The sequence below is a fragment of the Microbacterium sp. Root280D1 genome (assembly GCF_001428975.1).
In the GTDB taxonomy this organism is placed as follows: Bacteria; Actinomycetota; Actinomycetes; order Actinomycetales; family Microbacteriaceae; genus Microbacterium.
In genome coordinates this window covers 675,762-689,006 of sequence record NZ_LMJK01000001.1, presented here as the reverse complement: position 1 = coordinate 689,006, position 13,245 = coordinate 675,762, and the positions used below count along the sequence as shown (strand labels likewise).

At 67.8% G+C, this 13,245-nt stretch carries 14 protein-coding genes; 10 read left to right on the top strand and 4 right to left on the bottom strand.

Annotation, left to right across the window (positions count from 1 at the left end; translation table 11 throughout):
* Positions 1–24 precede the first annotated feature (24 nt).
* The 8 genes from ASE34_RS03445 to ASE34_RS03410 all read left to right on the top strand — a co-directional run bounded on the left by ASE34_RS03445 (position 25) and on the right by ASE34_RS03410 (position 7,304).
* A complete protein-coding gene (locus ASE34_RS03445; protein ID WP_056276537.1) occupies positions 25–780 on the top strand; it encodes an ABC transporter ATP-binding protein in 756 nt (251 codons plus the stop codon).
* Positions 777–1,835, top strand: a complete 1,059-nt coding sequence (locus ASE34_RS03440) for a hypothetical protein (RefSeq protein ID WP_056276533.1) — start codon at positions 777–779, stop codon at positions 1,833–1,835. Before ASE34_RS03445 ends, ASE34_RS03440 begins: the two co-directional genes overlap by 4 nt.
* A complete protein-coding gene (locus tag ASE34_RS03435; protein ID WP_056276531.1) occupies positions 1,832–2,197 on the top strand; it encodes a hypothetical protein in 366 nt (121 codons plus the stop codon). Before ASE34_RS03440 ends, ASE34_RS03435 begins: the two co-directional genes overlap by 4 nt.
* Positions 2,181–2,495 carry a hypothetical protein gene (locus tag ASE34_RS03430; protein WP_056276528.1) on the top strand — a complete coding sequence of 105 codons (315 nt, stop codon included), beginning with the start codon at positions 2,181–2,183 and terminating at the stop codon, positions 2,493–2,495. The genes ASE34_RS03435 and ASE34_RS03430 overlap by 17 nt, the downstream gene beginning before the upstream one ends.
* A 1-nt stretch (position 2,496) precedes the next feature.
* Positions 2,497–3,018: a hypothetical protein gene (locus ASE34_RS03425; protein WP_056276525.1), complete on the top strand. Its 522-nt coding sequence runs from the start codon at positions 2,497–2,499 to the stop codon at positions 3,016–3,018.
* Positions 3,019–3,103: 85 nt separating this feature from the next.
* Positions 3,104–5,569: a glycogen/starch/alpha-glucan phosphorylase gene (locus tag ASE34_RS03420; protein ID WP_056276522.1), complete on the top strand. Its 2,466-nt coding sequence runs from the start codon at positions 3,104–3,106 to the stop codon at positions 5,567–5,569.
* A gap of 272 nt (positions 5,570–5,841) precedes the next feature.
* The gene (locus ASE34_RS03415) at positions 5,842–6,681 is read left to right on the top strand and encodes a DUF4097 family beta strand repeat-containing protein (protein ID WP_053098620.1); all 840 of its coding nucleotides are present in this window, start codon (positions 5,842–5,844) and stop codon (positions 6,679–6,681) included.
* Positions 6,678–7,304, top strand: coding sequence for a PadR family transcriptional regulator (locus tag ASE34_RS03410; protein ID WP_053098619.1), 627 nt, complete (start codon positions 6,678–6,680; stop codon positions 7,302–7,304). Before ASE34_RS03415 ends, ASE34_RS03410 begins: the two co-directional genes overlap by 4 nt.
* Before the next feature lie 106 nt (positions 7,305–7,410).
* Here ASE34_RS03410 and ASE34_RS03405 read toward each other — a convergent pair whose 3' ends face one another.
* Positions 7,411–7,953, bottom strand: a complete 543-nt coding sequence (locus ASE34_RS03405; RefSeq protein ID WP_053098618.1) for a universal stress protein — start codon at positions 7,951–7,953, stop codon at positions 7,411–7,413.
* Positions 7,954–8,102: 149 nt separating this feature from the next.
* Here ASE34_RS03405 and ASE34_RS03400 point away from each other — a divergent pair, with 149 nt between their 5' ends.
* Together ASE34_RS03400 and ASE34_RS03395 are read left to right on the top strand one after the other, a co-directional pair.
* Positions 8,103–8,291 (top strand): DUF3073 domain-containing protein, encoded by a 189-nt coding sequence (locus ASE34_RS03400; protein ID WP_042537993.1) that lies wholly within the window; start codon positions 8,103–8,105, stop codon positions 8,289–8,291.
* Between the two features lie 132 nt (positions 8,292–8,423).
* Entirely contained in the window at positions 8,424–9,245 is an 822-nt protein-coding gene (locus tag ASE34_RS03395; protein ID WP_056276519.1) for an MOSC domain-containing protein, read from the top strand.
* A 49-nt stretch (positions 9,246–9,294) separates the two neighbouring features.
* Here ASE34_RS03395 and ASE34_RS03390 read toward each other — a convergent pair whose 3' ends face one another.
* From ASE34_RS03390 to purM, 3 genes are read right to left on the bottom strand one after another with little or no spacing between them, the layout of a single operon-like run.
* A complete protein-coding gene (locus ASE34_RS03390) occupies positions 9,295–10,602 on the bottom strand; it encodes an MFS transporter (protein ID WP_056276518.1) in 1,308 nt (435 codons plus the stop codon).
* The gene (gene purF, locus ASE34_RS03385; protein WP_053098615.1) at positions 10,599–12,071 is read right to left on the bottom strand and encodes an amidophosphoribosyltransferase; all 1,473 of its coding nucleotides are present in this window, start codon (positions 12,069–12,071) and stop codon (positions 10,599–10,601) included. Before purF ends, ASE34_RS03390 begins: the two co-directional genes overlap by 4 nt.
* Before the next feature lie 6 nt (positions 12,072–12,077).
* Entirely contained in the window at positions 12,078–13,208 is a 1,131-nt protein-coding gene (gene purM, locus ASE34_RS03380; RefSeq protein WP_056276516.1) for a phosphoribosylformylglycinamidine cyclo-ligase, read from the bottom strand.
* Positions 13,209–13,245: the final 37 nt, after the last annotated feature.

Sequence of the window (13,245 nt, the reverse complement as noted above, 5' to 3'; positions counted from 1 at the left end):
CGTCGCTTCCGGACATCGACCCCGATGTCCGGAAGCGGCGGCTTCGCACCGGACCCGCGCGTCCTCCTCGACGTCTCATCGGTCTCGTTCGCCTACTCGAAGCGCGCTCCGGCGCTCCGTGATGTGTCGTTCGCGATCGAGCGCGGCGAGAAGGTGGGTCTCGTCGGACCCAACGGATCGGGCAAGTCGACGCTCATCCGCCTCACCGCCGATCTGCTGCAGCTCGGCCAGGGGAGCATCCGCATCACCGGGCGCCCTCATCAGGATCGCGCATCGCGCGAGCAGCTGGCTTTCATCGCGAGCAACGACTACCTGCCGCAGTTCCTGACCGGGCGCGAGTACCTCGATCTGATGCTCCGCCTCTATCGCCACCGTGCCGACCCGACCAGGGCCGACGAACTCCTCAACCGCTATCAGATGGAGGCGCGTCAGTTCGACCTCATCGAGGACTACTCGCACGGCATGCGCAAGAAGATCCAGCTCATCTCGACGCTTCTGCTCGAGCGCCCGCTCACGATCATCGACGAGACGCTCAACGGCGTCGACGTCGATGCGCTCTTCGAATTCGAGACGGATGCATCCCGGATCGGAGGGGCGAAGGGGCTGCTGCTGTGCAGCCATGACTTCCGTCTTCTCGAGGCCGTGTGCGACCGCATCATCGTGCTGCGTCGCGGAGAGATCGCCTTCGACCTCCCACTCCCCCGCATCCTGCGCGAATTCGGCTCGGTCGACTCCCTCGTCAAGACCGCGATCGCGCAGCCGTCGAGGGCGGTGGAATGACTCCCGCCCTGCAGCTCGCCGGCTTCCTCTCGGTGTTCCTCGTGAGGCGCATCGCTCGTCGGGGCGTGCTGCGCCTGCCGTCCGTGCGCTGGACGATCGCTCTCGCCGGTCTCGCCGCTTTCGTCGGCTTCTGCGCGTTCGGGGTGGTGATCCTCCGCCAGCTGATCAGCGAGCCCGAGCAGCTCTCCCCGCTTCTGCGCGTCGTCGGCGTGTCCACCCCGCTGTGGATCCTGACGGTCTTCACGGTCGTGCGCGTGCTCTTCATGAAGGCGAGCGATCTGGTCGAGCTCACGTTCTCGTTCCCCCTGACCAATCGGGCGCGAACGCTGGGATTCATGCTCTTCGAGTCGCTGGTCGTGGGCCTCGGCGTGGTGCTCATGCTCGGCGCATTGGTCACCGGCACGATCTCGATCGGCGGATTCGGGATCCTCGATCAGGTCATCACCTGCCTGGTCATGCCCTCGACCGTCGCCTATCTCGTCGCGAGCGTCTACTACCTGGGCCTCGAGCGACTGCTGCTGCGCCTGCGGCTGGCGAGGCTCCGGGCGTTCATCGTGCCGGTGGTGCTGGCGGCGACCCTCGTCGCCCTCTACCTCGGCGTGTCGACGCAGTCGGAATCCGTGCTCTTCGCGGCGGTCGGCCAGGGCGACGACTACTTCGCGGTGCAGCTGCTCTTCGCCGACATCGCCGCGAGTCACGGGACCATGGCGGCCACGGGCATCTGGCTGGCCATGCTGGCGCTGCTGGTCTGCGCCGTCTTCGCGATCGCGCCGCGACAGTTCGATCCGACCCGTCGCTTCGCGATCGTGCCCCGCCTGTTCGGCCCCACGGAGTTCGGCGCCTACTTCGCCGCCCACATCAGGGGAATCGAGACGGTGACGGTCTGCGGCATCTCCCTCGCAGGCTCCTACGCGCTCTTCCTCGCCGACATCCGACTCCCGCCGATCCTGCTGCTGGCCGTCACCGTGCAGTCCGTGTACGCCTACGTCTCGACGGAGCCCCTGCGGGCGTGCGGTCCTCGCCGCCATGGTCCAGGCATCGGTATCTGCTCGTGATCGGACCCCAGCTGGCGACCCTCGCGATCATCGCACCGCCGATCAGCATCCTGTCCGCTCTCACCGGGGCGAGGCTCGACGAGATCCTCTCCGTCGTCGGCTTCGCGGTGTCGAACGTCATCGTGCTCACCCTCGCCGGCATCGCCTTCCCGCCCGAGAAGGGCAACCCCTTCTCGGTCATCGCGGGAGCCGCCGTCGCCGGCCTCGTGACGGGCACGATCATGCTCGGCACCAACCTCCTGGGTCTTCCCCCACTGTTCACGGTCGGAGTGATGCTCGCGCTCACCCTGATCGCCGCCGCACTCTCCATCGCAGGGATGGACAGGATAGAAAGGACCTCTCGTCATGAAGTGGTTGTTTAGGGCCGCCATCAGCGTCGTCGGAGCGCTCGTCGTCATCGCAGGATCCGCCGTCACCGCCGCGATCTGGCTGATGTTCACCGGAGGATCCGCCGAGGGTCGACGCCTGGGGTTCTTCGACTCGGTCTTCGTCGACGTCCGGCAGAGCGCCGAGGGCGCGGTCCAGCTCGGCACCGGCGTCAACGATCCCCTTCCGCTGATCCTCGGCGTGATCGTGGTCGCCGTGTTCATCCTCGCCGTGTTCGTCGTGCACGACGGGCTTCTCGAACGGAAGAGGCAGCTCCTCGCCGAGGCCGACTGACATGTGGTCGGTCAGTGCGTCGCGCATCGATGGGGTTCTGGTCTGCCGATGGCTGCTGCTCGCCGCCTGGCCGATGAACACCGTGTTCGCGGTTCTGCTGACCGCGACCGTCGCTCTGGGCGCGATCACCGGGCAGTCCGCGATCGTCGAGGCCGCACTGATGATCGCAGTCCACTACGCCGCCGGCCTCGGCGGGTCGTTCGCGCTGCATGAACTCGGGCACCTCGCCGTGCTGTCCCGGGCGACCGGCGTCACGGCGATCACGCTCGAGCGCTCGCTGTGGAGGACGTCGATCAGTCCGCACGGCCGAGTCGGCGACCGGGACGCCGTGCTCGCCGCCCTCGCGGGTCCTGGCGCGTGCGTCGTCGTCGGAGCCGCCCTGTGGCTGCTCGCGCCGGGACTCCAGCTGCACGGGTGGTACCTGGCGCATGCGGTGTTCCTCATTCCTGTCTTCAACGACGGCCGGATCCTGTGGTCCGTCAGTCGGGCTCGCCGCACCGCCTCCTCGCGGGCGGTCGAGTGACGCCAACCGATATTCTTCATCCGCTCGTCACACGTTGTGGCCCCACCATCGCTACGGTCGACACGTGCCCGAATCACACTCCGCCATGCATCCGCTCGCCCTCGCTCCGGTGATCGCTCCCCCGAGCACCGTCGACGAATTCGTGAAGCGATTTCTGCACAACCTCAATCTCGAGCGCGGCGTCGCACTGTCGGCATCGAGCGCGAACGACCGCTATCTCGCGCTCGCGCACACGGTGCGCGACTACCTGATGGCTCGCTGGCTCGAGGATCTGCGTCACCAGAAGGAGACGCAGGCGAAGGGCGTCTGCTATCTCTCGGCGGAGTACCTGCTCGGTCGCCAGCTCGACAACAATCTGCTCGCGGCCGGCCTCACCGACATCGCCGACGAGGCCCTCGCCGCGTGCGGCGTCTCGCTCGACGACCTGCGCGCGCACGAGGTCGAGCCCGGTCTCGGCAACGGTGGGCTCGGGCGCCTCGCGGCCTGCTTCGTCGACTCGCTCGCCACGATGGGCGTGCCCAGCATCGGATACGGCATCCGCTACGAGTACGGGATCTTCCGACAGACGTTCGTCGACGGCCAGCAGGTCGAACAGCCCGACTCCTGGCTCACGCTCGGTTCGCCGTGGGAGTTCGCCCGTCCCGAAGACGCACAGACCATCGCGTTCGGCGGCCACACCGAGAAGTACGACGACGACGGCATCACGCGCAGCCGCTGGGTGCCGGCGTGGAACGTGCAGGCGGTGCCGTACAACTACATGGTCCCTGGGTTCCGCAACGGGCGGGTCAACACCCTGCGCCTGTGGAGCGCCGTCGCCACCAGCGCGTTCGACCTGCGCATCTTCAACTCCGGCGACTACGAAGAGGCGGTGCGCGCGCAGACCTACGCCGAGACCATCTCGAAGGTGCTCTACCCCGAGGACTCCACGCCGCAGGGCAAGGAACTGCGTCTGCAGCAGCAGTACTTCTTCGTCGCCGCGTCGATCCACGACTTCCTCGACAACATGCTCGCCGACGGCTTCGAGCTCGCGAACCTCCCCGACCGCGTGATCTTCCAGCTCAACGACACGCACCCGGTGATCGCTGTGCCCGAGTTCATGCGGGTGCTCGTCGACGAGAGGCATCTCGAGTGGGATGCCGCGTGGGCCATCACGCAGCAGTGCTTCGCCTACACGTGCCACACACTGCTTCCGGAGGCGCTGGAGGTGTGGCCGGTCGAGCTGCTCGGACGCCTGCTGCCCCGCCACCTCGAGATCATCTATCGCATCAACGACGAGTTCCTCGTCGCGGTGCGCGAGCGGTTCGGCGATGACGAGATGCTCGTGCGCAACATGTCGATCATCGCGGAGCACCCGGTCCGCTCGGTGCGCATGGCATACCTGGCGACCGTCGCGGGCGCCAAGGTCAACGGCGTCGCCGAACTGCACTCGCAGCTGCTGCGCGACAAGGTGCTGAGCGACTTCGATGCGTTCTTCCCCGACAAGTTCACGAACGTGACCAACGGCGTGACGCCGCGGCGCTTCCTCCGCCTCGCCAATCCCGAGCTCTCGTCGCTCATCACCGCGGCGATCGGCGAGGGCTGGACCACCGATCTGGAACGCCTGCGCGAACTCGAGCCCTTCGCCGATGATGCCGAGTTCCGCGCCGCGTTCGCCTCGGTGAAGGCCGCCAACAAGCGCCGCCTGAGCGACGTGCTGCGCGAACGCGACGGTGTCGAGATCAGCGACGGCCACATGCTGGATGTGATGGTCAAGCGCCTGCACGAGTACAAGCGTCAGCTGCTCAAGGTGCTGCACATCGTCACCACCTACGAGGGGGTGATCTCCGGACGCCTCGCAGTGTCGGATGTCGTGCCGCGCACCGCGATCTTCGGGGCGAAGGCGGCTCCCGGCTACGCGATGGCGAAGCGCATCATCCACCTCATCAACGCGGTCGGCGAGGTCGTGAACACCGACCCTCGGCTGGAAGGCCGCCTCACGGTCGTCTTCCCTCCGAACTACAACGTGACGCTAGCCGAGCGGGTCATCCCCGCCGCCGACCTGTCGGAGCAGATCTCGCTCGCAGGCAAGGAGGCGTCGGGCACCGGCAACATGAAGTTCGCGCTGAACGGCGCGCTCACGATCGGGACGGACGACGGGGCGAACGTCGAGATCCGCGAGCTCGTCGGAGACGACCATTTCTATCTGTTCGGCATGAGCGAGCCCGAGGTCGAGGCGCTCAGCATCCGCGGTTACCGGCCGCAGGAGTTCTACCAGCACGACGAGGGACTCCGCCGGGCGATCGACCTGATCGCATCCGGGGCCTTCTCCCGCGGCGACCGCTCGGTGTTCGAGCCGGTCGTCTCGAATCTCCTCTACGAAGACCGCTTCATGGTGCTCGCCGACTATGCGTCGTACATCGAGGCACAGAGCAGAGTGGATGCCGCGTACGCCGACCAGGACGCGTGGAACCGCTCAGCGATCCTCAACGTCGCCCGCACCGGCTTCTTCTCGTCCGACCGTTCGATCCGTGATTACATCGACCGGATCTGGCACACCCCGCCTCTCGTCTGAGGCGTCCTCCCGGGCTGTCTCCTGTGTTTCAGGCCCGGTCGTCCAGACCGTGTGCAGGACCGAATCGTCCAGACCGTGTGCAGGCCGGATCGTCCAGACCGCGTGCAGGACCGAAGCACGTCTGCAGGAACATCCCACACGGATTCTCCTGCAGACGTGCCGCGATCCTGCAGACGGGATGCTCGGACCACCCCCTTGACAGAGTCGAGATATATCGTGTTACTCTGTGCAGACACGATATATCGTGATCCCTCGAACCAGGAGAAGCAGACATGACCGAGAAGTGGCTCATCGCCCCCGGCGAAGAACGCGTCATCGACATCGAGAACGTCACCCGACTGAAGATCGGCCTGGTCGGCGGTCAGGTCGATGTCATCGCACACGACGAACCCGGCATCCGCATCGAGGTGCACGGCGTCACGACCAAGGACCTCCGCATCGAGGCGAACAACGGCGAGGTCGAGATCGACCACCCGCAGCTCGGCTGGGACAACTTCCTCGAGGTGTTCCGCAACTTCGGATCGGGCGGCCCCAAGGCCGAGGTGAGCGTCGCCGTCCCCCGCTCGATCGCCCTCAACCTCGGCGTCGTGAGCGCCGGAGCGCTCGTCTCGGGCATCCGCAACGACGCCCGCCTCAACACCGTCTCGGGCGACCTCATCGTCGACACCCTCATCGGCGACCTGACCGTCAACTCGGTCTCCGGCGACGTGCAGGTGCGCGGACTCACGGGATCGATCAGCGCGAACAGCGTCTCGGGCGATGTCGCAGTCACGGGCACCATCCGTCGCGCGACCGTCGACATCGTCTCGGGCTCGACACTGGTCGACGCCGCAGGCGACGTGAACACGATCAACGTCAACTCGGTCTCGGGCGGCACCACGGTGCGCCTCGACGAGTCGCTCGCTGCGAACTACGTCATCCGCTCGCTGAGCGGGCGACTGCTGATCGACGGCGTCGAACGCGGCTCCTCCGGCATCAACAACTACACCGGCTCGACGGGCGAGCTCGCAGGACGCTTCGTCGATCTGCGCGCCAACTCGGTCTCCGGCGGCGTGACCGTGCTGCGGCGCACGCCCGAGTCGATCACCGACGATGCGGAGTGGGAAGCATGAGCCCCGCAGTCTTCTCGCACGGCGACCTCAGGCTCTACCTGCTCTCGCTGCTCGCCGAGGCACCGCAGCACGGTTACGGGATCATCCAGGCACTGACCGATCGCACGGGCGGCACCTACACGCCGAGCGCCGGCACCATCTACCCTCGGCTCGCCAAGCTCGAGGAAGAGGGGCTGGTCACCAAGACGGTCGACGGTCGCACCACGATCTACGCGATCACGGATGCGGGACGCGCCGAGCTGGCATCTCGCGAGGGCGACCTCGCGGGAATCGAGGCGGGCCTGACCGACTCGGTGCGACTGATCGCCAACGAGGTGCGGCAGAGCGTCAAGGAGGCCATGAAGAGCCTCCGCGCTGACCTCGCCACGGCGGAGAAGGACGACCGCGCCGCATCCAAGTCCCGTCCGCGGACGGCAGGCGACGACGAGCGCATCGTCACCCGTGAGGAGCTGCACCGAGCGGATGCCGTCATCAATGCCTTCCGCGCACGCGTGCGCACCGACCTCCGCACGCATGTGGCGAAGGGCGGCACGCTGCCGGCATCCGTCGTCTCGCAGCTGGAGGACGGCCTGGACGCCGCGGCGCGAGGCATCACCACCGCGCTGGCGTCACTCGGCCGCTGAGCTCAGCGGCTGACGCCTGCCGAGACGCTCGAAGCCCCTCCCGTCACACGACGAGAGGGGCTTCGGCCGTTCGCATCCCCAGGAGCTCAGCGAGGGATGCCGAGACCTACTCGGTCCAGATCTCGGGCTGCTCGTCGGGCACGGGCTCCTGCAGCGGCACGACGAGCACCGACCGGTGCTGGCGGTGCGCGAGGCGGGCAGCGACGGACCCCGTGAAGAACTCGCGGATCGACTCTCCGATGCCGCGCTTGCGTGTGCCGACCACGATCAGCTGGGCGTCGAGCTTGTTCGCCAGCTGTTTGATGGCGAGGGCCGGATCGCCCACGAGCTGCCGGGCCGTCCATGTCAGGCCCGTTCCGTCGAGGGCCGCAGCCGCCTCCGCCTGCACGGCCTCGAACTCGGCCGTGCCGGCATCGAAGTTGATGTCGATGGGCGCCGAGTGCACGTAGCCGTCGGGGTCCTCATAGGTGACGAAGCGCGTGACGTCGACGTGTGCGACCACCAGCGGCACGCGGAGGAGCCGCGCGAATCGCGCCGCCTCTTCGATCACCCGTTTCGGCTGACCCGGCTGCATCCCGACGATCACGGCCTTCTGCAGTGTCGCGTTCTGCGCGGCCTCGTCGGAGGGCGTCGAGGTGTTGTCGGTCATGAGGATCGCTCCCTTCACCAGCTGCCAACGGGCCAGTGCGGTCTGGCCGCGTGCTATTCTGAATGCTACTCTTACCGGCCCTCAGCCGGTGTCGTGAATGACTCGGGCCAGTCGTTGCCCGCAGCTTAACTCGTGAGGGGGTCTCAGGCATGGGCCGTGGCCGTCAAAAGGCGAAACACACCAAGATCGCCCGCGAACTGAAGTCGTTCAGTCCGTCGGTGAACTACTCGGCGCTCGAGCGCGAACTCGCGCACCCGAGCGACGCTGAAGACGCATACGTCGACAAGTGGGCCGACGAGTATGCAGACGAAGACGAGGACGAACTCGAAAAGGCCTGACCGCCTCTTCGCTCGTCATCGATTCCCCCGTGCACCGCACGGGGGTTTCGTCGTGTCCGAAATCCCGGAACTCTCGGCATCCACGCCGGGCTCGTGACGGACGGACACCGCGTGCCCTGAGAGGATCGACCCATGGCCCGCGTCGTCTCCCTCTTCCGTCATCCGATCAAGGGCTTCACGCCCGAGTCGGTCGAGTCCCTCACCGTGCAGCCTGATGGGCGCATCGCCGGCGATCGGGTGCTGGCGTTCCGCTTCGCCGACGCGATCGCGCCGGAGTCTCGTGACGGACTCGACCACTGGCCGAAGGCGAAGGGACTCTCCCTGCAGGACTTCCCGGGCCTCGCGGCGTTGCGCACCGACTACGACGACGATCGGCAGCGCGTGCGGATAGAGCACGAGGGTTCGGTGCTCGTCGAGGCGGGACTCGATGAGTCCGGTCGTGGCGAGCTCGCGGACGCGGTGACCGAGTTCGTGCTCGCGAGCCCGGAAGGCCGGCGGATCCGGCGCCCCGGACGACTGCCGCTCGTACTCGTCGGCGACGGTGTGACGTCGAGGTTCCAGGATCGTGAGCGCGGCTACGTCTCCGTGCACAGTCGTGGCAGTGTCGACGCACTGAGCGACTCTCTCGGCTTCGGCATCGATGACCGCCGGTTCCGCTCCAACGTCGTCATCGACGACGTCGCCCCCTGGTCGGAGCTCGACTGGGCCGGCGAGCTGAGCATCGGCGAGGTGACGTTCCGCACCGCGGGGCCGATCGTGCGCTGCCTCGCGACACACGCCAACCCCGACACCGGCGTTCGCGACGCGAAGGTGCTCACGACCCTCACGAGCGCCCACGGTCAGGACGAGCCGACTCTCGGCCGACTCCTTCTGCCGCCGCAGGACCCGGCCGATGCGTCAGCGCCGTGGGTCGGCGGGACGATCAGCGTCGGCGACGAGGTGCGAGCGCACTGACGGGCCTCGGGCCCACGCCGATCCACCGGCGCCGCTTCACCGCCGCGAGTCACCAGCGACCGTGGCGACGCTCCCAGTCCTCTTCGATGGTGCGACGTCGACCGGCGATCCATCCGGCGGGGATCACCGCGATCAGAACCCCCACGAGCACCCACAGGGGAATCTCCCAGCTGTCGGTCATGTCGTGCAGCAGGCCGATCAGCAGCGGGAACACCGCGGCGACCGCGTAGCCGATGCTCTGCACGAAACCGCTGAGCGCCACCGCGCTCTCGGGCGTGCGGGCCCGGATGCTGAGCAGCACGAGGGCGAGCGGGAAGAGCCCGGGTGCGAGGCCGTAGAAGACCACCCACAGCGGCAGCGCCACCGTGGGCAGGAACAGGAATCCGAACAGCCCGATGAGCCCGCACGCGATCGAGATGAAGAACACAGGACGGGTCGCCTGGAACCGGACGATGAGAATGGGCACGAGCAGAGAGCACGGCAGGCCCATCAGGCCGAACAGCGAGAGCAGCAGCCCCGCGTTCGCCGGCGAGACCCCGCCCACGTCGATCATGATCGACGGCAGCCATGCGAAGGAGACGTAGGCCAGCGTCGACGACGACGCGAACACCAGCGCGATCGACCAGGCCATGGGCAGCCGCCACAGCCGACCGAAGACCCGCGGATTGGCTGGCGTCGTCGCGATCGGTCCGGTCGCCACGGATGCTGCGTCGTAGCCGTCGCGCTCGATCTCGGTCGCGGCGGACTCCGTACGCGCGGGGGCCGAGGCGACGGCATCCGCCCGGCTCGTGACGAGCATCGCCACCCAGGGCACGAGCGCGATCGCGGCGAACACGCCCCACAGCCCCAGCGACACCCGCCACCCGGCCGAGTCGGCGAGCGGCACTGCGACCAGCGGCGGCACGAACGTCGACACCGCCATCGTGGTCGAGTAGACCGTCATCATCAGGCCGAGGCGATCGGGGAAGTACTTCTTCACCAGCGGCGGCAGCAGCACATTGCCCGAGCCGACGCCCGCGAACACCACTGCCGTCGCGGCGAGCAGCGATGTCGAGTCGACGGCGAGGCTGCGCAGCAGCAGCCCGGCGGCGATCAGGGCGATCGCCACGACAGCCACGCGCTCGAGTCCGAATCTCCGCTCGAACAGCGGCGTCAGCAGCCCGAACACCGCGAAGCACACCGGCGGCGCGGCTCCGATCAGGCCGACGACGACCGACGAGACCGGGAAGTCGTCGGCGACGTGGTCGAGCACGGGCGACAGCGACGCCACGGCCGAGCGCAGCGAGAACGCGACCAGCACGATGCCGACCAGCGCGAGCGCACGGCCACGCCAGAGCGGCTGCGCACCCGAGGTCACGAGGTCTGCGACCCCTCCACCCAGGCCAGGTACTCGTCGGAGACCGTGCCGGTGACGTACCGGCCGTCGAAGCAGCTCATGTCGAGGTCGCTCAGCACGGATCCCTCGGTGATCGCAGCCTTGAGGTCTTCGACCTCCTGATAGACCAGGTGATCACAGCCCAGCTCGGCGGCGATCTCGGGGATCGTCCGGCCGTGGGCGATGAGCTCGTGACGCGACGGCATGTTGATGCCGTAGACATGCGGGTGACGCACCGGCGGAGCCGCGGAGGCGAACGTCACAGAGGTGGCACCGGCATCCCGGGCCATCTGGATGATCTCCTTCGACGTGGTCCCGCGCACGATCGAGTCGTCGATCAGCAGCACGTTCTTGCCCTGGAACTCGGTCGACATCGCGTTCAGCTTCTGACGCACGCTCTTCTTGCGCACGGCCTGCCCGGGCATGATGAAGGTGCGGCCGACGTAGCGGTTCTTGTAGAAGCCCTCGCGGTACTCGATGCCCAGCTTGCGGGCGACCTCCATGGCGGCGGGCCGGGAGGAGTCGGGGATCGGCATGACGACGTCGATCTTGTCCATCGGCACGTGCTTCGCGATCGTGTCGGCGAGACGGTCGCCCATGCGCAGGCGCGACTCGTAGACCGAGACGCCGTTCATGACCGAGTCGGGTCGGGCGAGGTAGACGTACTCGAACGCGCAGGGCGCGAGAGTGGTCTCCTTCGCACACTGCCGGCTGTGCAGCTCGCCCTCGTTGGTGATGAAGATCGCCTCACCGGGCTCGACCTCGCGCACGACCTCGTAGTCGGCGTTCTCGAGCACCAGCGACTCGCTCGCCACGACCCATTCGTCGCGGCCCTCTGCGCCGGGGACGGTCGAAGGACGACGGCCGAGGATCAGGGGACGGATGCCGAACGGGTCGCGGAACGCGAGCAGGCCGTAGCCCGCGATCACCGCGATCACGGCGTACGCGCCCTCGATGCGCTCGTGCGTGCGCTCTACGGCCTCGAAGACGCGCTCGGCGTCGAGGTCGACCGTCGACGTCGTGTTCTGCAGCTCGCCGGCGAGGACGTTGAGCAGCAGCTCGGTGTCGCTCGACGAGTTGAGGTGACGGCGGTCGCGCTTGGCCATGTCGGCCGTGAGCTCGCGCGTGTTCGTCAGGTTGCCGTTGTGGATGAGGATGATGCCGTAGGGCGCGTTCACGTAGAACGGCTGCATCTCCTCTTCGTTCGACGCGGTGCCCTTGGTCGCGTAGCGCACATGACCGAGGCCGACGTTGCCGAGGAGTCCGCGCATGTCACGAGTGCGGAACGCCTCGCGGACCATGCCCTGCGCCTTGGCGTTGTGCATCACGCCGTTCGCCTCGGCGGTCGCGATTCCCGTTGCATCCTGACCGCGGTGCTGCAACAGCAGGAGTGCGTCGTAGATGTCCTGATTGACCGGGGCAGAGCCCACCATTCCGACGATGCCGCACATGGACTCTTACTTCGCTCCGTCCGCGTAGGCGCCGACCAGGCGCACCGCTCCACCGTCGACGCCCTTGGCGCCCTGTTCGAACTCTCCTGCCGGCCGCGCGCCGAAGCCCACGGTTCCGACCTGCCACGCGGGCATGCCGTCGGCCGCGAGCGCTGCTATCGCGGCATCCTTCTTGTCGGCTGCGACGATCGCGAGGAACCCGATTCCGAGGTTCCAGGTGCCCTCGGCGGACTCCAGCGTGGACCCGGCGATGTCACTGAGCACGCGGAAGACCGGGCTCGGCGACCAGGTGCTGCGGTCGACCTCGGCCCAGCTGCCCTGCGGGAGCACGCGCGCGAGGTTCGCCGCGATGCCGCCGCCGGTGACGTGGCTGAGCGAGTGGACCCCGCCCGAGCCTGTGCCGCCGCCGAGCTGCTCGATGAGGCGCAGCAGCGGGAGCGTGTAGAGACGAGTCGGCTCGAGCAGCGCCTCGCCCCACGTCTTGCCGAAGTCGGCGGCGTTGTCGCCGTAGCCGATGCCCGCGTTCGTGACGATGTGGCGCACGAGCGAATAGCCGTTGGAGTGCAGTCCGCTGGACTCGACGGCGATGACGACGTCGCCGTCCTGCACGCGGTCGGCCCCGAGGATGCCGTCGGCCTCGACGACTCCGGTCGCGGCTCCTGCGACGTCGTAGTCGCGCGGGCCGAGAAGACCGGGGTGCTCGGCGGTCTCGCCGCCGATGAGCGCGGTCCCCGTCGCGGTGCACGCCTCGGCGATGCCGCGCACGATGTCGGCGATCCGCTGCGGGAAGACCTTGCCGCACGCGATGTAGTCGGTCATGAAGAGCGGCTTGGCGCCCACCACGACGATGTCGTCGACGACCATGCCGACCAGGTCCTGGCCGATCGTGTCGTGCTTGTCGATGGCCTGCGCGATGGCGACCTTCGTGCCGACGCCGTCTGTGCTCGTGGCGAGCAGCGGACGACGGAAGTCGCGCAGCGCACTCGCGTCGAACAGTCCGGCGAATCCGCCGACACCGCCGAGCACTTCAGGGCCGTGCGTCGCGCGCACGGAAGACTTCATCAGCTCGACGGCGAGATCGCCTGCAGCGGTATCGACGCCGGCTTCGGAATAGGGATTGGTGGGGGAGGCAGCCACACCTCCAGCCTACCGCCCGCGGAGACCTCCTCTCCCC